Annotated in this window: 19 protein-coding genes and 1 pseudogene; 15 read left to right on the forward strand and 5 right to left on the reverse strand. The window is 36.5% G+C overall.

Annotated features, from left to right (window positions below; all coding sequences use genetic code 11):
• The first annotated feature begins 96 nt into the window (after positions 1-96).
• From AC4D4A_RS02700 to AC4D4A_RS02745, 10 genes are all read left to right on the forward strand, one after another.
• Entirely contained in the window at positions 97-957 is an 861-nt protein-coding gene (locus tag AC4D4A_RS02700) for an SDR family oxidoreductase (protein WP_490994472.1), read from the forward strand.
• 86 nt (positions 958-1,043) lie between these two features.
• Positions 1,044-1,688 carry a bifunctional 2-keto-4-hydroxyglutarate aldolase/2-keto-3-deoxy-6-phosphogluconate aldolase gene (locus tag AC4D4A_RS02705; RefSeq protein WP_066103666.1) on the forward strand — a complete coding sequence of 215 codons (645 nt, stop codon included), beginning with the start codon at positions 1,044-1,046 and terminating at the stop codon, positions 1,686-1,688.
• 33 nt (positions 1,689-1,721) lie between these two features.
• Positions 1,722-3,140: a glucuronate isomerase gene (gene uxaC / locus AC4D4A_RS02710; protein WP_490994473.1), complete on the forward strand. Its 1,419-nt coding sequence runs from the start codon at positions 1,722-1,724 to the stop codon at positions 3,138-3,140.
• 20 nt (positions 3,141-3,160) lie between these two features.
• The gene (gene uxuA, locus AC4D4A_RS02715; RefSeq protein ID WP_490994474.1) at positions 3,161-4,207 is read left to right on the forward strand and encodes a mannonate dehydratase; all 1,047 of its coding nucleotides are present in this window, start codon (positions 3,161-3,163) and stop codon (positions 4,205-4,207) included.
• 76 nt (positions 4,208-4,283) lie between these two features.
• Positions 4,284-5,126, forward strand: coding sequence for an HAD family hydrolase (locus AC4D4A_RS02720; protein WP_490994475.1), 843 nt, complete (start codon positions 4,284-4,286; stop codon positions 5,124-5,126).
• A gap of 18 nt (positions 5,127-5,144) precedes the next feature.
• Positions 5,145-6,893, forward strand: coding sequence for a glycoside hydrolase family 3 protein (locus tag AC4D4A_RS02725; protein ID WP_490994476.1), 1,749 nt, complete (start codon positions 5,145-5,147; stop codon positions 6,891-6,893).
• A gap of 348 nt (positions 6,894-7,241) precedes the next feature.
• The gene (locus AC4D4A_RS02730; protein ID WP_490994477.1) at positions 7,242-7,622 is read left to right on the forward strand and encodes a Replication termination protein; all 381 of its coding nucleotides are present in this window, start codon (positions 7,242-7,244) and stop codon (positions 7,620-7,622) included.
• 380 nt (positions 7,623-8,002) lie between these two features.
• Entirely contained in the window at positions 8,003-8,458 is a 456-nt protein-coding gene (locus AC4D4A_RS02735; protein ID WP_490994478.1) for a HutP family protein, read from the forward strand.
• A 377-nt stretch (positions 8,459-8,835) separates the two neighbouring features.
• Positions 8,836-9,813: an NAD(P)H-dependent flavin oxidoreductase gene (locus tag AC4D4A_RS02740; RefSeq protein ID WP_490994479.1), complete on the forward strand. Its 978-nt coding sequence runs from the start codon at positions 8,836-8,838 to the stop codon at positions 9,811-9,813.
• Between the two features lie 66 nt (positions 9,814-9,879).
• Positions 9,880-11,034, forward strand: coding sequence for a thiolase family protein (locus tag AC4D4A_RS02745; RefSeq protein ID WP_490994480.1), 1,155 nt, complete (start codon positions 9,880-9,882; stop codon positions 11,032-11,034).
• A 58-nt stretch (positions 11,035-11,092) separates the two neighbouring features.
• Here the strand turns inward: AC4D4A_RS02745 and AC4D4A_RS02750 are convergent, their stop codons facing one another.
• From AC4D4A_RS02750 to AC4D4A_RS02760, 3 genes are all read right to left on the reverse strand, one after another.
• A complete protein-coding gene (locus AC4D4A_RS02750) occupies positions 11,093-12,142 on the reverse strand; it encodes an aldo/keto reductase (protein ID WP_490994481.1) in 1,050 nt (349 codons plus the stop codon).
• Positions 12,143-12,370: 228 nt separating this feature from the next.
• Positions 12,371-13,267 carry a sulfurtransferase gene (locus tag AC4D4A_RS02755; RefSeq protein ID WP_490994482.1) on the reverse strand — a complete coding sequence of 299 codons (897 nt, stop codon included), beginning with the start codon at positions 13,265-13,267 and terminating at the stop codon, positions 12,371-12,373.
• 289 nt (positions 13,268-13,556) lie between these two features.
• Positions 13,557-14,000 carry a hypothetical protein gene (locus tag AC4D4A_RS02760; protein WP_490994483.1) on the reverse strand — a complete coding sequence of 148 codons (444 nt, stop codon included), beginning with the start codon at positions 13,998-14,000 and terminating at the stop codon, positions 13,557-13,559.
• 363 nt (positions 14,001-14,363) lie between these two features.
• On the opposite strand from AC4D4A_RS02760, the gene AC4D4A_RS02765 reads away from it, so the two are divergent.
• The 4 genes and pseudogenes from AC4D4A_RS02765 to AC4D4A_RS02780 all read left to right on the forward strand — a co-directional run.
• Positions 14,364-14,810 carry a DUF6376 family protein gene (locus AC4D4A_RS02765; protein WP_490994484.1) on the forward strand — a complete coding sequence of 149 codons (447 nt, stop codon included), beginning with the start codon at positions 14,364-14,366 and terminating at the stop codon, positions 14,808-14,810.
• 207 nt (positions 14,811-15,017) lie between these two features.
• Positions 15,018-15,437 (forward strand): hypothetical protein, encoded by a 420-nt coding sequence (locus AC4D4A_RS02770; protein ID WP_066103690.1) that lies wholly within the window; start codon positions 15,018-15,020, stop codon positions 15,435-15,437.
• A gap of 311 nt (positions 15,438-15,748) precedes the next feature.
• A complete protein-coding gene (locus tag AC4D4A_RS02775) occupies positions 15,749-16,237 on the forward strand; it encodes a prolyl-tRNA synthetase associated domain-containing protein (RefSeq protein WP_490994485.1) in 489 nt (162 codons plus the stop codon).
• A 314-nt stretch (positions 16,238-16,551) separates the two neighbouring features.
• Positions 16,552-16,641: pseudogene (locus AC4D4A_RS02780) on the forward strand (Arm DNA-binding domain-containing protein); the annotation flags it as partial.
• Positions 16,642-16,874: 233 nt separating this feature from the next.
• On the opposite strand, the gene AC4D4A_RS02785 reads toward AC4D4A_RS02780, so the two are convergent.
• Complete coding sequence (locus AC4D4A_RS02785) at positions 16,875-17,123, reverse strand: spore coat protein (protein WP_490994486.1); 249 nt, start codon at positions 17,121-17,123, stop codon at positions 16,875-16,877.
• 14 nt (positions 17,124-17,137) lie between these two features.
• Complete coding sequence (locus AC4D4A_RS02790; RefSeq protein ID WP_490994487.1) at positions 17,138-17,335, reverse strand: hypothetical protein; 198 nt, start codon at positions 17,333-17,335, stop codon at positions 17,138-17,140.
• 241 nt (positions 17,336-17,576) lie between these two features.
• On the opposite strand from AC4D4A_RS02790, the gene htpG reads away from it, so the two are divergent.
• A complete protein-coding gene (htpG, locus tag AC4D4A_RS02795) occupies positions 17,577-19,457 on the forward strand; it encodes a molecular chaperone HtpG (RefSeq protein ID WP_490994488.1) in 1,881 nt (626 codons plus the stop codon).
• The last annotated feature ends 38 nt before the right edge of the window (positions 19,458-19,495 follow it).

Below are 19,495 nucleotides of genomic sequence, written 5' to 3' on the forward strand. Positions count from 1 at the left end.
ATATAACTCTTCAAGTATGCTAGTATACAAGCATGCAATAACACGTATACATAGTGTTTTTCAAAATTCAATGCAAATATATGGAGGTATGACGAAATGACTACTTTACCTTTTAAAGTTGATTTAACAGATAAAGTTGCAGTTGTTACAGGCGGCGCTGGAATCCTTTGCGGAGCATTTGTTGATGCTTTGGCTGCATGTGGAGCGAAAGTTGCCATTCTTGACCGTGCTTTAGAAGCGGCTGAAAAAAAAGCTGAAGAAGTTCGCCAAAAAGGTGGAAATGCAATTGGTGTTGAGGCTAACGTATTAGACAAAGAAAGCTTGAAAGCTGCTCATGCAGTTGTAAAAGAAAAACTAGGTCTTTGCGATATCTTAATCAATGGTGCTGGTGGTAACCATCCACTTGGAACTACTACTAAAGAATATTTATTCCCAGAAGATTTGAATGGTCAATTGAAAGATACAATCACTTTCTTCGATTTAGATCCAGAAGGAGTTCAATTCGTATTCAACTTGAATTTCTTGGGTACTCTATTACCTTCTCAAGAATTTGCAAGTGATATGGTAAATCGTAAAGGTGCAACAATCATCAATGTATCTTCTATGAATGCATACACACCATTAACAAAAATTCCAGCTTACAGCGGTGCGAAAGCTGCAGTAAGTAACTTTACACAATGGTTGGCTGTACATATGTCCAAAGTGGGAATCCGCGTTAATGCAATTGCTCCTGGATTCTTTGTTACAGCACAAAATGAAAAATTATTGAAAAACGAAGATGGTTCTTACACTGAGCGTTCTGAGAAAATCCTTCGCAATACTCCAATGGATCGTTTTGGTGAAGCGGAAGAGCTTGTTGGAACAATGTTATATCTTGCAAGCCATGAAGCATCCAGCTTTGTAAATGGTGTAATTATCCCGGTTGATGGTGCATTCTCTGCATATTCCGGTGTTTAATCTGTTCAAAAAATAGCAAACAAATAGCGATTAACTATCGCTATTTGTTATGTTGATATCGACTCGAGAACTGGAGAGTGAATGATATGTTACCAAAATTTGAAGTATTAAATGAAATGCGCAAAGGCTATGTTGTAGCGGTTGTTCGTGGGAAAACAAAAGAAGAAGCTGTTGAAATCGCTAAACAAGCATATGCAGGCGGTATTCGTTCTTTAGAGATTACGTTTACAACACCTGATGCTGGAGATGTTATTGCTGAACTTGCAAGCATGAATGATGACAACATGATCATCGGTGCAGGAACAGTATTAGATGAAGCTACAGCTCGTCTGGCTATTATGAAGGGTGCACGCTATATCGTAAGCCCACACTTCGACAAAAATATTTCTTTAATGTGTAATCGTTACTGTGTTCCTTACTTACCAGGCTGCGGTTCTGTAACGGAAGTAATGGAGGCTGTTACATACGGTTCTGATGTTATCAAAATGTTCCCTGGAAGCCTTCTTGGCAAATCCTTCATTAAGGATGTACACGGACCACTTCCACATGTTCAAATGATGCCTTCTGGCGGTGTAAGCAAGGATAATCTTGCTGATTGGATCGAAGTAGGTGCATTTGCAGTAGGTATCGGAAGTGCCTTAACGAAGAATGTGAAAGATGGAGATTACAGCTCTGTCCAAGCAGTTGCAAGAGAGTTTATGGACCATTTAGCAACACTTCAAAATAAATAATCAAGACCTGCTACATAAAGGAGGGTAAAGCTGATGAGTTCATTTATACATGAGAACTTTATATTGCAAAATGAAACAGCTGTGAAGTTGTATCATGAATACGCTAAGAATATGCCAATTTACGACTACCACTGCCATTTATCCCCAAAGGATATTGCAGAGAATCGTAAATTTAAAAATATTACTGAACTATGGCTCGAAGGTGACCATTATAAATGGAGAGCCATGAGAGCGCATGGTATTGCTGAAAAGTATATTACTGGTGATGCAGATCCGAAGGAGAAGTTTGAAGCCTGGGCTAAAACGGTTCCATATACAGTTGGAAACGCTTTGTATCACTGGACTCATATCGAGTTAAAAAACTACTTCGGTATTGAAGAATTATTAAACGAACATACATGGGAAAGCATTTGGAACCGTTGCAATGAATTGTTGCAGCAAGATGATTTTTCTGTTCGCGAACTCATTAAACGCTCAAATGTAAAAGTAATTGGCACGACAGATGAGCCGACGGATGATCTTCAGTATCATGCACAAATCGCTGAATTGCCTGATTTCCCAGTGAAGGTTCTTCCTTCATTCCGACCTGACAAAGGATTGGAAATCAATAAAGCTACATTCGTTCCATTCGTGGAGACTCTTGAAAAGGTTGCTGACAAATCATTAGCAACTTATGCGGATTATATTGCGGCTCTATTAGATCGAGTTCAATATTTCCACGAAAAAGGCTGCAGAATTTCTGACCATGGTTTATCTGAGGTTCCATTTGCTGAATTCGATGAAAGCGAATTAGATGGAATTTATCAATCTGGACGCAGTGGTAAAGCTGTAAGCCTGGAGGATGAAAATAAATTCAAGACAGCCATCTTGATTGCTCTTGCAAAAGCCTACACAGAAAGAGGCTGGGCAATGCAGCTTCACTTTGGTGCAATCCGCAATAACAACACAAAAATGTTCAAAAGATTAGGACCTGATGCAGGCTTTGACTCCATTAGTGATCAAGGCGAAGTAGCCGCACCATTAAATGCGCTGCTAGACGCGTTAGAAATCAGGGATTCCCTGCCTAGAACAATTGTGTATAATTTGAATCCTGTTTACAACGAACTGATTGGTACAACGATTCAAAACTTCCAAACAAACGAAGAAGGAATCGCAGGTAAAATCCAATTTGGTTCTGGCTGGTGGTTCAATGACACTAAACCAGGCATGATTCGCCAAATGACAGCTCTGGCTGATCAAGGATTATTAAGTCATTTTGTAGGGATGCTGACAGATTCACGCAGCTTTATCTCCTATAGCAGACATGAATACTTCCGCCGCATTCTATGTAACTTAATTGGTACTTGGGTAGAATCTGGCGAGATTCCAAATGATCCGGCATTGCTGCAAAACTTAATTGAAAACATCTGCTTTAATAACGCTAAGAACTATTTTAATATAGATCTTCAATAATTTTTAGGAGGAAACTTACTATGGAAATGTCATTCCGTTGGTATGGAAAAACTGATAGTATTCCTTTGGAGTACATCCGTCAAATTCCAGGTATGAAAGGAATTGTAACAGCTATTTATGATATCCCGGTTGGTGAAGCTTGGCCGATGGATAAAATCGAAGAATTGAAAAAGACTGTAGAAGATGCTGGTATGCACATCTCTGTTATCGAGAGTGTACCGGTTCATGAAGATATCAAAATTGGTTTGCCAACTCGTGATAAATATATCGAGAACTACAAAACAACTTTACGTAACCTTGGTAAAGCTGGCATCCCTGTTGTGTGCTACAACTTCATGCCAATCTTTGACTGGACACGTACAGATTTAGAATACCGTCTTCCAGATGGTTCTACAGCTCTTATCTTCGAAGAAGAAGTAGCTAAGAAAATGGATCCATTAACAGGTGAACTTTCTTTACCAGGTTGGGATTCCAGCTATAAAAAAGAAGACCTGCAACAATTATTTGATCACTACAAAAATGTTGATCATGAAAAACTTTGGGAAAACCTTGAGTATTTCATTAAAGAAATCATTCCGGTTGCAGAAGAAGCTGGCGTAAAAATGGCAATCCACCCAGATGATCCTCCATTTGATATCTTTGGATTACCACGTATCATAACAAACAAAGAAAACCTAGAAAGATTCGTTAACCTATATGACAGCCCATATAACGGTTTAACAATGTGCAGCGGTTCACTTGGTTCTCACCCAGATAACGATTTCCCAGAAATGCTTCGTTACTTTGGTAAGAAAGACCGCGTAAACTTTGTACATGCCCGCAACGTTAAATTAACAGGCGGAATGTCATTCGAAGAAAGTGCTCACCCATCTGAGTATGGTTCTGTTGATATGTATGAAGTAATTAAAGCAATGAAAGACTTCAACTATGAAGGACCAATCCGTCCTGACCATGGTCGTATGATCTGGGGCGAAACTGGTAAGCCTGGTTACGGTTTATATGACCGTGCATTAGGTGCTACTTACCTGATTGGTTTATGGGAAGCAGTAAATAAAAATAATCGCTAATGATTAAAATAAGTCGATGCGGATCTTTTTCGTTAAGAATTCGTATCGGCTTATTAATATAGAAGGAGAGTCAGGAATGAAGGACAACATCAAAGAATTTGTTAAATCAAAAGACTTTTTAGTATGCGTAGATTCCGATGGCTGCGCAATGGATACAATGGGTGTAAAACATGAAGAAGCGTTTGGACCGCGTGCAGTGGACGTATGGAATCTTCACCACATTAAAGATCATTTCCTTAAAGTATGGAATGATATCAACCTATACACAAGAACAAGAGGAATCAACCGCTTTAAAGGCGTTGTCGCTACGTTTGAAGCATTAGAAAAAGAAGGCATCGAAATGCCTGATATCACTTCTTTCAAAAAATGGGCTGAAACAACGAATGAACTTTCCAATCCTTCACTTGAAAGAGCAATTGCTGAAACAAATGATGAGCAATTAAAGAAAGCTTTAGAATGGAGCCATGCGGTTAACCGTACAATTGAAGATGAATTGGCTGGAAACGACAAACCTGTTGAAGGCGCTAAAGAAGGCTTAGCTGCAGCTAATAATGTTGCTGATGTAGCGATTGTTTCTTCTGCAAATGGCGCAGCAGTATTAGATGAATGGACAAGACATGAATTAAACGTACATGTTGATGTTATGCTTGGCCAAGAAGCTGGTACAAAAGCGTACTGCATTGAGCAATTGAAAAAATTCGGTTATGAGAACACTCGTGTATTAATGATCGGTGATGCTCCTGGAGATTTATCTGCTGCAGAAGTAAATGATGTTCTATATTACCCAATTCTTGTTGGTAAAGAAAAGTTCTCATGGGATCGTTTCCAAAATGAAGCTCTAGCTAAATTCTTGGACGGCAGCTTCGCAGGTGAATACCAAGAACAATTGATCAAGGAATTCAACGATAACTTAAAATAAGGTTTGGAGGAAGTACAGATGATTCAAAAAATCGCTAAAAATATCCCGATGCCTAAAGTTGATTTAAAGGCAAAGCCTTATAATCTTTCTGATGAAGATATCAAGTGGGTACAGGATACTATTGCCGGAATGACGGTTGAAGAGAAGATTGGTCAGTTATTCATTAACCTATTCTTCTTTGGTGATGATAAATTCAGCGGAAACAGCTTCACAAACAAAGAGCTTCTTGAAAAATACCATATTGGCGGAGCACGTTATATGGGTGCTACCTCCGATAAAGTACAAGCACTTATCAATGAACTTCAAAAGGATACCAAAATTCCATTACTAGTAGCAGCGAACTGTGATGCCGGCGGTAATGGTGCGGTAAACGATGGTACATATGTGGCCTCAGCTGCTATGTGTGAAGCTTCTGGTGATGAACAAGTATCCTTTGATGCCGGTTATGTAAGCGGTCGTGAAGCGCATGCGGTTGGTGTTAACTGGAACTTCGACCCATGTGTGGATATCCTGAAAAACTGGAGAAATACAATCGTAAATACTCGTGCTTACGGTACAACTGCTGAACCGGTTATCAAGCACACAAATTCATACATTAAAGGGCTAACAGAAAGCAATGTTGGTGTTTGCATTAAGCACTGGCCTGGTGATGGAACAGAAGAACGTGACCAACACTTAGTGATGGGCGTAAATGAATTGTCTGTAGATGAATGGGAAAAATCCTTCGGTGAAGTATACCGTAACCATATTGAGAACGGTGTACACTCTATTATGGCTGGTCATATTGCTTTGCCGGAATATCAAAAAGCATTGGTACCTGAATTGGAAGATCGTGATATCCTGCCAGCTACATTAGCGCCAGAATTAATTAATGGTCTCCTAAAAGGTAAATTAGGCTTCAACGGTCTAGTTTTGACTGATGCATCTCATATGCTTGGAATGACAGCAGCAATGAGACGTGAAGAATATGTACCTCAATCCATTGCAGCAGGCTGTGATATGTTCTTGTTCTTCAACGATATTGATGAAGATTACAATTTCATGTTAAATGGATACAAAAACGGTATCATTACAGAAGAACGTCTTCAGGATGCATTAGAAAGAATCTTAGGATTCAAAGCGACACTTGGCTTGCACAAAGCAAAAGAAGATGGTTCTATTTTCCGTAATGAAGAAGATTTAAAAGTAATTGGCTGTGAAGATCATATCGAGCGTGCTAAACAAGCTGCAGATAAAGGGATTACGCTTGTTAAAAACACATTGGATCAACTGCCAATTCGCCCAGAAACACATAAACGCATTCGCCTATATTTCTTAGAAGGTGAAAAAGGCGGCATTTATGAAGGCGATGATAAAACTCTTAACTATATTGTGAAAGAGCTTGAAAGCAGAGGCTTTGAAGTAACTGTTAACGAAGGTGACACTCGTGTTAAAGGCCCTACATTAAAATACCGTGAAGAAGTAGATGCAGCACTTGTATTTGCCAATGTCATTGGTTATGGTGCAGAAAACAACTACCGCATCAGATGGAAAACGGCAATGGCAAACGAGATTCCTTGGTATGTACATGAGGTTCCAACTGTATTCGTTTCATTGAACTTCACAACGCATTTAACTGATGTACCAATGGTAAAATGCTATATTAACGCATACAAAGATACTGAAATCACAATCAAAGCCGTGATTGACAAAATCATGGGCGAATCTGAATTCCATGGTACACCAAATGAAAACGTTTGGTGCAATAAGTGGGATACAAGACTGTAATAAACGGTCATTGCTATATTAAAATTGTATTCAAACCACAAGAAACGCGCGGATCTACATGCTTTAAGCATGCGGGTCCGCTTTTTTATTGGTTCATTTAACTTTAAAATAATAAACTTCAATGAATTAACACTAAAAGTATAATAACTCCGGTAACATTTATAATTACTATTTATGAGAGAAAATAACATATATTTTCATTGATACGAAATAAATAAACTATGTTCCAAATCTTCATGGTTTTCTCTAAAAACCCAGCCACCAAGAAAAAATCATAAAACCAACCAAGAAAGCAAAAATTTGATACTATAAGATTAAAAGGGATGTTTAATGTAAGAGGTGAGGGGAATGAACAGAGGGTTCTTATTAAAACAAAAAGCATTTTTAAAGCTTTATCTACTGGAGATTGCTTCTCATCCAAGGGACTATGGTTCCATGGTGTTAAATGATTTAAGAGAAAAATTTAAACCATTTGGCTATTCGCCAACCCATACGGAAATTTATAAAACCTATAAAGAATTGTATAAAGCCGGATTCGTAAAAAAGAGAACCGAAATACTCGGCGATCCGCAGGAGAATGTTCAGGAAGTTTTTATTTATTATTTAACGGACAAAGGGAAAGAAGAATTAGAAATTTACCGGAAGTTAATGAAAAAAGAGCTAGAACGCTCAATCGGCATACTGCAGGTTGCTTTAGAAGATCATTTTGGCCCGATTAAGAAAATATAATGGTCAGGACTCAAAATAACAGTAAAAAAATAAATTTTGAAAAGGCAGACTGATTTGCATAGCAAATTGGTCTGTTTTGCATATACAGAATGAATAACACCTTAAGTTTCCATATTTATAATTTAAAGGGGATTCAATAAAACATTTTAAATAAGATCCTTCCTTATTGAAAAAAATAAATAAATCAATTCGAATTAAAATACATATATAGTAATGAGATAAAGGTGTTCAATACAGTTAGCTCTCAAGAATGTCTTTGTTTACATGTATAAAATGCACTGATGAACGAAATATTAAGTTGTGATTATTAAACTGGTGTAAGAGCATTTTATTCTCACTTGGCAATTGCAATTGCTTTATTAACTGAGGGGGTGCTAAGAATGATCATACAGGATCACGATTTCACGATGGGTAAGTTAACTTCTTTATTGGTACTCTTACATAACAATGAAGCGGGAGAAATGATAAAGAAGCAGTTAACCATGGAGAATTGCCAGTATACTGTAGGAAGTATAGGATCTATCGACTTAAATAAAATTATCTCTGTCATCGAAGCAAGTGCAAAAACACAGGGAATTATAAATTCGGAATCATACAATGAACGAAATACGTTATATCATACCATTCTAGAGGCAGTACAAGGGGTCGGCAGAGGAACCATTCAAGTAGGTGACTTACTTAAAAAAGTTGACTTGACCTATGGCATAGTAAGAGGCAAAAATAAAAAAATAAGCACGGGCAATGATTGGATTGGTGTTTGTATATATGGACGATCAGATTCAGAGGAAAAAGGGATTGAACAAGAAACATTAGGCCTGGGTTTTAATCATTTATAGCCAGTGCTATCTGTTACCCTATTCAGAGGACTTCATCAGGAATATTTCTTCCTGGTGAAGTCTTCTTTTTTTATCCCCTATGAATAACGTATTTGACAAATATCAAGGCAGGACTATGTATATGGATATTTAAACAGAAAGCGCAAGCATTTTACGGTTAAATTAAAGGAAATATCTAACTGTTGTTGAAAAAGTATTATATGACGTTATAGCGTCTGCTTCAATGACCAATTTTGATACCGATGCAGGATTGTTATTATCAGTATTTTATTGAAGTGTTACATAATCTTTTCTCAAATTATGATTTTATTTCACTGCAAAACTGAGATGTTATTTGTAAATTTAAAAAATGATAAATACTTGGAGGTGGAGAACAAATGAGAAAAGAAAGTGTCAAAGAATTAACGGAGCAAGCCTTTTTGCCGATTATTGTTTCACCAATGTTTATTATTTCTACTCCTGAAATGGTACTGGCAAGCTGTAAATCTGGAGTAATTGGTACTTTTCCAACCTTAAATGCACGAACTGAGGAACAATTGGAGGAATGGTTTCAAGAAATAAAGGAAGGGCATGCGAAATTGCAAAAGGAACATACAAACAAAAAAGTAGCACCTTGGGGAGTAAACTTAATTGTTCATTCGACTAATCATCGTTATGAAAGTGATTTAGCGTTAATAAAGAAATACCAACCACCTATCGTAATTACGTCGCTTGGAAAACCAGTAAATGAGGTTAAGATTGTCCATGAATACGGAGGGCTGGTATTTTCTGATGTTATAAGCATTAAGCATGCAAAAAAAGCAGCCGAGGCTGGAGTGGATGGATTAATTCTTGTTTGCAATGGCGCGGGTGGTCATGGAGGTACATTGAATCCTTTTGCTTTTATAGCTGAAGTAAAGCAATTTTGGGATGGAATCATTATTTTGGCAGGCTGTATATCAAACGGACAAGAAATCGTAGCAGCAAAAGCGCTTGGAGCTGATTTTGTTTATATGGGTACTCGGTTTATCGCTTCTTTGGAAGCGGTTACTAAAGAAGGGTATAAAGAAATGTTAATTGAATCGAATGCCAGCGATATTATCTATACAGATACCTTTAGTGGTGTGAATGCCAATTATCTTATCCCAAGCATTAAAAGAGCTGGATTGGATCCTGCCAATCTACCTGGAAAAAGCGAAATGAATGTGGTTCGTAAAGAAAATGATGCAAAAGCTTGGAAGGATATTTGGTCTGCAGGCCAAGGAGTGGGGTCAATTAAAGATAGTGAACCAATAGAATTGATCATTAAAAATTTACAACAAGAATATGAGGAAGCGATCTACACATTATCCTCTGGACATGTATCAAAGGTATAGCATGAAATCATTAGTAATCAATAATTGACTTTTATTTTCATAGAGGAATTCAAAGGGGGACTTTTAATGAGAGAAGCGGTTATAGTGGAAGCAGTCAGGACTCCAGTCGGGAAAAGAAAGGGTGTATTCAGTTCAGTTCGTCCGGACGATCTACTTGCAGGAGTTTTACGTAAGCTTACCGAGAAAGCTGGTATTTCAAGTGGTCTGGTTGAAGATGTTATTATTGGCTGTGTTTCTCAGGTTGAAGAACAAGCCATAAACATTGCAAGATCAGCCGTACTGATGGCCGATTTCCCTATTCATGTACCTGCCACAACGATTGATCGTCAATGCGGCTCGAGTCAACAGGCGGTTCATTTTGCTGCACAGGCTATTTTAAGCGGTGATATGGATATTGTAATTGCAGGCGGAGTAGAAAGTATGACGCGCGTACCAATGGGTTCAAATAGGTTACATGCAAAACCGAGTGAAGAACTCTCCTCGCGTTATGAATTAATTAACCAGGGATTGTCGGCAGAGAGAATAGCAGAAAAATGGGGATTCAGCCGAAATCAGCTAGATGAATTTTCAATTAAAAGTCATCAAAAGGCTATCCGGGCACAGGATGAAGGACGTTTTGAACGAGAAATCATGCCAGTAGAAGTAGTTAATGATGACGGGACTAAAACTGTGGTTACTCAGGATGAGGGACCGCGTCGTGAGTCTTCAATGGAGAAGCTGGCCACACTGCCAACCGTATTTAAAGAAAACGGAGTTATTCATGCGGGTAACGCGAGTCAAATGAGTGATGGGGCTGCTGCACTCCTTATTATGTCAAAAGAGAAAGCAATTGAATTGGAATTAAAACCACGTTTTAAAATAATATCCAGAACAGTAATAGGTTCTGATCCGACTTTAATGCTTACGGGTCCGATTGAGGCTACTAAAATGGTATTAAAAAAGAGCGGTTTGACCATTAATGATATGGATTTATATGAGGTAAATGAAGCTTTCGCACCTGTTCCTTTATGCTGGATGGAGGAGCTAGGAGCTGACCTGGAAAAATTAAATGTTAACGGAGGAGCTATTGCACTAGGCCATCCATTAGGAGCTAGTGGCGCCCGCGTCATGATTACGTTAATGCATGAATTAGAACGGATAGAGGGACGGTATGGTTTACAGGCCATTTGTGAGGGAGCAGGAATGGCGAACGCTACAATTATTGAAAGAATTGAAGAATAAACTACTTTAAATAAGAAGAGCAAAAGGGGCATAAACCAGGTTTATGCCTTTTCAATTTTTAATGTTTTATCTGTATTAATCTGAGATTGTTAATCACATGGTTGAGATGTTTCATCCCCACCATTACTGAGCTAATGTTTTGCTCTCTCAAAATGGATAGTAAATGATCGTCTGGCGTAGCTTCTCTATCAATTAATTTACCCAAGTTAAATGGAGCGCTGGTCACTGTAGTTAAGCCAAATTCCTTCGCGGCTTCTAAAACAGTATGATATTTTTGATTTACTTGTTGATTTCGTCTTGTTTTGGCATAGTGAATGATTTTGTTGTAGGGGAATTGTAGAAATTTGAAATGGTGATTTACTCCAACAACTTTTATTAGAGTTTTCATAACTTTCTCCAATGATATATACCCTTTCTCTTTAGGATTACATAATAATCCATTCCAGGTTGCAAACCCGTAATAACGAATATTCCCCTTGGATACTTGTTCCTCATAAAATAAAAATAGTACTTCGAGTTGTTTATAAAAAGCTTCCTCTCCTAGTACCATCATTGAGAGTTCAGGGTTATGTATATAATGAATGTCAATGGTATTTATCCTGAGATGCTTCTTACTTTGTTCGATTGCGAACTGGTAATAGGAAGGAGCCAAAACGTGTCGCTGATTTCCGACGATATGTAGATCGGCTTCTTCAACTATTGCTGAATCTAGGAGTATTTTCTGTAAATAATCTATAGGTACAAGCCCTATATCAATATCTCCTGGGATAATTCCAGCTTTTGTAGAAATCACTATTTCCTCGCGATTTATTGTTCCATTATCAATTAAACGAGATAAAACTAAGCCGATATCACGTTCTGATCGCATTCCTCTATAATTAATTGCTGTATCTACAAAATTGATTCCATTTTCCAATCCATATTCAATCGAAGTTTGATAAAGTCTTGAGTCTGTTTCATCCATATTGCCTAAATGTGTGCCAATGGCGATTGGAGAGACTGAAAAATGATAAAGGTCTCTTTTTATAACTCCATGCCTATCTAAATATGCAGAAGTAGCTTTTGAAGTTGCAGAACCATTATTCATTAAAGTTTTATCTTTATTCAAATCCCCAACTCCATTCTCGGAATATCTTTCTGCATACATATTTCTTTATCTTTGAGTAAGAATCCTTCCTAACAGTTTAATCTAACCGATAATCCAGCCGCCCTGACCAATAATCCAGCCAAACCCATACAAAATCCAGCCGATGCTCAACACAACCTTGCAACCTAGAATAAAAGACCCCCAAACTGAAAAAAAATTGAGGGTCTTCTCTATTTATCAATTAATCTATCATTTACTTCCAGTTACTAATGGTAGGTCAGGCTTGGAGGCCCATTCATTCATGGATCCATCATAAACAGCGACATTTTGCACACCTAATTTTTCTAGGATTAAAGCATTCCAGGTAGCTGCGATTCCGCCGCCGCAATAGGTAATTACTTTTTTATTGGAATCAAATACACCGGTATCTGCAAAGTTTTCCTTCAATTCTTCATCGGAAAGAATATTTTTTGTTGTTGAATCAGTGTGGCATCCGAAGAATACATTGGCACTGCCTGGTATATGGCCTTTTCTCGGATAATTGTAAGTTTCACCGCGAAAATCCTCAGGAGACAGACTGTTAATAAGAATAACTGAATCATCATCTAAAGATTTTAAAACCTCATCCATTGTAACTAATAAATGATCTTTTCTATAGCTTGTAAACGAAGCTTTTGGATAGGATGTTCGATCAGTAGTGATAGGACGACCTTCTTCGATCCATTTTGGCAATCCACCATCCAAAATGGAAATATTGTCTAAGCCCTCATATTTAAGCTGCCATCTTAACCGAGATGCCCAATATGGAGCAAAAAATGGAGCCCCAACAACCGCTCCTCGGTCATAGATTACCGTATAAGTATCCTGATCGCCGATTCCTAATTCTGAAATCTTTTCTATGAAATAATCTCTGTCAGGAACAGTGAATGGTAAATCAGAAGTGGAATCAGATAGTTCATATATTAAATCTGCATACACCGCCCCAGGTATATGTTCATGTTCATATGATTCCTTACCTGATGAGAGTGTGATACTGCCATTTTCTAAGGGTTTCATAAGGGTAGTTACGTCTATTAATCTTAATTTAGGGTCATCAAGTCGGCTTGATAACCATTCGGTAGAAACAATAATAGGGATTTTTTGCATGTATATTTCCTCCTATATAAGTTATTCTGTTAAATATATAACAATTTCTATGTAAATACTATGAATTAGCTTTTTATTCAACATCAGTGACAATTTAATTTAGGTCCCAATAACTATCAGGAAAGTCTATAATTAATTGGCACTGTTTATGAATAATAGATATTTACTTTGAGAGAAAATATCTATCCACCGCTAGTGATCTACTTATCGTATCGGTGGACAGATGGTTGACTTTTAGCCGTCATATTAAGAGATTCGTGGTATTTGCATATGTCTAGATCATTAATAATTAGCAACTATAAGCTAATATACTGGATGTAGGGAAAGAGGCAAAAGTAAAAGCGGGAAAAATGATGCCTGTAGTATTACCAAATGGACTTGCTGATAGGACCCACATTAATACATAACGACCATTATTTAAAAGCATAATTGTCCAGCGTCTATCACAGCCCACCCCAAAAGTTGTTCCAGTTCCTGAACCAACCCATGTACCTGATGTTAGAACCTCTTGGCCTTTTGACGGGTTTTGTAGAAGATATTGATACATATTAATCGTATTCTGTGAAGGTGGGGGTGTGCCCCCAGTTGGTGAACCACCTGTGCCTGGCATCCCTGTCGGTGTACCGGGCATTCCAGTATTGGTATTCGGCCACCCTGTTGATGTTCCAGGCCATCCTGGAACAGGAAACGGAAGATTGGGAAGCCCGGGAATTTGTCGATTATAATATTCCATTAATATACACTCCTAATTCAATTTTTTATAGGCTAACGACAGTATATTATTTGGTTTGATTAAGGGTGTGGGCAATAATTCTTTTTAACATTAAATATACAATCATGGAATAGATTGTTTTGTTATAGTTGAATGTTTGCTTTTGATTGGCTCGAGAATAAATGGAGTAATTGGTTAATGTGTTAAACTAGAAGATATCAGTAGGTTTGTGGGAGAGCTTCTGTTAAAGATAAATGCTATTCTTACATTGATCACATTTTATATTAATAATTCGGAAGACTGATAATGAGATGAAATATAGTTGTCCATTATGTGAGTCTTTTAGGAATATAATTTGTTTATATTGAGGGATGGAGGAAAAAAATGAAAAAATTATTATCATTGCTTATTATACCAATGACTATTTTTCTGACGAGTTGTTCGACAATAGAGGAAGTGTCAAATTCTTTAAATTATGTTACGGAAGCTACTGACTATATTGATGATATAAATCAATTTGCAAATGAATTACCAACTGTAGCAGAAGCAGCAATAAACGATTTAAATTCAAAAATTCAATTAGAAGAGTTATTAACAGAAATGCAAACTGAATTAGAAGAATTCAATATACTTGAAGCACCGGCTATGTTAGAGGATATCCATAATCAAGTGGTAGAGCATAATATGGAACTAGCAAGTGGTATTGAGTTGTATTTAGAAAATATAGAGGCAGGCACATTAAGTTCAGAATTACTTTCGGAAATTGGTTTATTGGAGGAAATCGCTGTTTATAATGATCTGTTAAGCCAAATTAAGAAATTAAGCGAATAAAATAATATTCTACTGAGGCGCTACAGGATTTAAAATCCTGTAGCCAGTTTTTTATTGTACTACTATCAGTCCGTTGATCCAGGAAGGATTTATGTTTTTTTGTTAAACCTCTTATGGAGATAAAGGGGCACGTTAATGAAAAAGGGTATAGATGATGGATTATCGAATATTTATATTAAATACTAATCTTTCTTAGGGGTGCTATGTTTGAGCAAACAAGATAAAATAGGGGAAATATCGATTATTTTAAAGAGGAAAATAGTAACGGCCGTTGTTAGTAGTTTAATATTTTCCCTTATCTTTTCTATACCAGCGGGTTTTGAAGGGGATTTATTTTATAATTTATATTATATGAATTTTATGATTGTTATTACCTACGGGGTTATGACATCCATATTTAGTGACTGGTTTAGCAGGAAGCTTTCAAAAAAAGGGGTAATTCGTGAAATTGCTTCCTTTTTATTTCATGTTGTTTTCGGATCAATGTTACAAGTTTTTGGTCTTATTTCTGCCATCTCATTCTTTATTGTTGACCGTTTATTAATAAGGGTGAAGATCGGGTGGATGTCAGTTTTTATTGCATTATTAATTGTAGTACTAGCTTTTCTATTTCTGATTAATCGGTAGCTAAAATAAGCGAAGCAAACTTAATGGTTATAGATTCTAATTATTTACTAGTAGCGTAGCTTTGATAAAATTAAAGGAACTGCGATCTGTACTGAAACCCCAGTTAGAGTCCAATCTAACTTCTTGGGTTCACATCAGATCGCAGTTTCTTTTGTTATGGTCTATTGGTTAGCTTAGTGATCATTATTTAAAATGATTAATAAGATTTTTCAAGATTGATTTATCGAAGGCAAATACTTCGGGATTTTTATGATAAAATATTTTAATATAATAACAATATTCAGAACTGTAATGATGGAGGCCTATTCTTTATGGAACAATATCAAATTGTATATAATACCTTAACTAAAATGAATATTCCATTTGAAGTAGTTGAACACCCTCCCGTTTGGACAACAGCTGAAGCAGATAAATACATTGATGGGAAAGAAGGGGTACGCACTAAAACACTCTTTCTCACCAATAAAAAAAAGAATGCGTTTTATTTAGTTATAATGGATGGAGCAAAGCGTCTTGATATGGATCATCTTGCTACTATTCTCAATGAAAAACGGATAAGCTTTGGTTCTTCCGAACGGTTAATGGAAAAAATGGGGTTATCTCCTGGTTTTGTTTCTATTTTTGGATTGCTAAACAATGATGAACACGACATAAAAGTCTATTTAGATAAAGAGATGCTTTCAGAAAGATTAATAACGTTTCACCCTAATGACAATACTAAAACTCTATTTATGTCTACAGGAGATATGTATAAATTTATAACTACAATCGGGTATGAGTACACGATTGTTGAACTTTAATAAAACCAACCAATTTAGTGAATGATTAAACTTAAATAATCGAGTGCGTTTTTGAATGCAAGAGTCCTAAATAAAAAATCAACATAAATTAACTAAAATTGGACTAATAGGTAGAAGAGAAAAATGAAATCAAGCGGGTTAAACAGTGGTGGTAGTGAAGTTGGATCCTCAATCCTGCATATGAAGTTATAGAGAAAGATAACTTTTACAGTACAAACTATGCTTCTATTTCATAAATCCATACTAATATCAACCCTACCTCCATCAACAAAGATGGAGGTTTTTTTATTGACAGTTAAAATGTTCGAAAAGGATGGTCGTTTAGGATAGATGCCGGTGCAGATACACTTACTGGCAAGAGGAAACAGATTTATCGAAGTGGTTTTAAAACAAAACGTGAAGCGCTTAATTAAAAGAGCGAAGGTTCCATGCCACTTCATAATCTTAGGCATACTCATGCAAAGATTCTTATCAGGAGGCGAATCGCTTTAGGAAACATTACTTTTACTAAAAATAGAAAAAGGCTCAAACCCTTAATATCATTAGGTTTAAGCCTTCATAAGAAGTATGATCCCGACTGGGTTCGAACCAGCGACCCCCACCCTGTCAAGAAGAGGGCTAAATAAAGACCTGTCTATTATCCCTGCGATAATTCATTCTTAACGGTCATGATTTCATCTTCAGTTGCAGGCTGTGCTGGTTTATAATAGCCTCTTTGCTTAGCTAATAAATAGACTTCATATTGTCTTTGTTCATCTTGATTTCTCATATCTTGAACCTTTTGTCTTAATTCCTGATTTTCTGTCTGTGCAATAATAGACGCATAACCTGTGAGACTACTGTTTAATCCTGATAAATAATCATTAATCATTTCTTTTTCCTGCATGACAAATCCTCCTTTTATAAAAATTTCATTAGGTCTTCTTTATGATTTCTTGCGTCTTGAGCATCTTTTTTTAGCTGTTGTATGATTTCTGGGTCTGTACATTGCTGTGCATAATAATCAAGCTTTGTGGCCAGGGTGCCATGCGACCCGATCATATGACGAAGGTTCTGAAGTTCTAATTCATTTAAGTTTGGCATATTATCACTCCTCAAATAAAAATACACTCCTACTATCTGCTAAAACCACATAAAATATGCATTTCTAAAAGGTTGTTGATCTTATCAGTGAATCACTTCACTTTACTTTTACACGAACAAGTTATCCTACAAATATTGACACCATATTAAAATTGTGAATAATTAAAAATAGATAGCAATTAGCACTCGTTATCAATGAGTGCTAATTGCCGAATAATTTTTCTTTACAGAACACGATGGAGGGGTAAAGACGAAAATGGAAAAACAACAATTTAAAGCGGAATCCAAAAGATTATTGGAAATGATGATTAACTCAATTTATTCTCAGCGCGAGGTATTTTTGCGTGAGCTCATTTCAAATGCCAGTGATGCGATTGATAAACTTTACTACAAGGCATTAACAGATGAGTCCTTAACATTTAATAAAGAAAGTTATTACATAAAAGTAAGTGCAGACAAAGAAAAGAGAACCTTATCCATCTTGGATACCGGTATTGGGATGACTAAGGAAGAGCTTGAAAATAATCTTGGAACGATAGCTAAAAGTGGATCTTTAGCTTTTAAAAGCGAAAATGAATCCAAAGATGGCCATGATATTATCGGACAATTCGGCGTCGGTTTTTATGCAGCGTTTATGGTAGCTGATAAAGTGACCGTAATCAGTAAAGCGCTTGATTCTGATACTGCGTATAAATGGGAATCAGAAGGTACGGAAGGATACACGATTGTCCCAACTGAAAAGGAGACAATCGGTACTGAAATCATTCTTACGATTAAAGAAAATTCAGAGGAAGAAGATTTTGATCAGTATTTAGACGAATATAAACTAAAATCCATTATCAAGAAATATTCAGATTTCATTCGCTATCCAATCAAAATGGATACCGTGGAGAAGCAGCTAATTGAAGGCAGCGAAGATGAATATGAAAATATTATTGAGGAACAAACCATCAATAGCATGGTTCCAATTTGGAAAAAGAATAAAAGTGAATTAACAGATGAAGATTATGAAAGCTTCTATCATGAGAAGCATTATGGCTTTGATAAGCCGCTTAAACACTTGCACATCAATGTTGATGGAACAATCCGCTATAATGCGATTCTTTATATCCCTGAAAATATTCCGTTCGATTATTATTCCAAGGAGTTTGAAAAAGGGCTGGAGCTGTATTCAAACGGTGTTCTGATCATGGAGAAATGTGCTGATTTACTTCCTGACCATTTCAGTTTTGTGAAAGGGATGGTCGATTCAGAGGATCTTTCATTGAATATTTCAAGGGAAATGCTGCAGCATGACCGACAATTAAAGCTTATTGCAAAAAATATTTCGAAAAAAATTAAGAGTGAGCTTCAATCATTATTAAAAAATAACCGTGAGAAATACGATTCATTCTACAAATCCTTCGGCCGTCAAATTAAATTTGGTGTGTATAGTGATTTTGGAGCAAACAAAGAAGCCTTACAGGATCTGCTTATGTTCTACTCATCTAAAGAGAAAAAAATGGTCACACTTGATGAGTATGTATCAAGAATGCCAGAGGATCAAAAATACATTTATTATGCAACCGGTGATTCATATGAAAGAATAGAAAAGCTTCCTCAAACAGAGCTTGTTCTTGATGAAGGGTATGAAATCCTATACTTCACTGAAGATATTGATGAGTTCGCCGTTAAAATGATTATGAACTATAAAGAGAAGGAATTTAAATCTGTCTCCAGTGGAGATCTTGGTATTAATAGCGATTCCTCAGACAAGCAAACAGATGAACAAGAAGATGAAAATACTGAAATATTCAATTATATGAAGGAATTGCTTGCAAACAAAGTGAAGGATGTCCGGGCTTCCAAACGTTTAAAAACACACCCTGTTTGTTTATCCGCTGATGGAGAAATCACGATTGAAATGGAAAAAATCTTGAATGCTATGCCTGACAATCAAAATGTGAAGGCAGATAAAGTATTGGAAATCAACACAAATCATGAAGTCTTCCAATCTTTAAAAGCAGCTTATGAACAGGATAAAGCCAAACTGGATTTATATACTGAGCTATTGTATAACCAGGCCTTATTAATAGAAGGACTGCCAATCAATGACCCAGTTGAGTTTACAAATAAAATTTGTAAAGTAATGGTTTAACTATAACTGAAAACGCATCTGTTAACTGTTAAAGTCAG

This window comes from Pradoshia sp. Z5_111 (assembly GCF_058267535.1).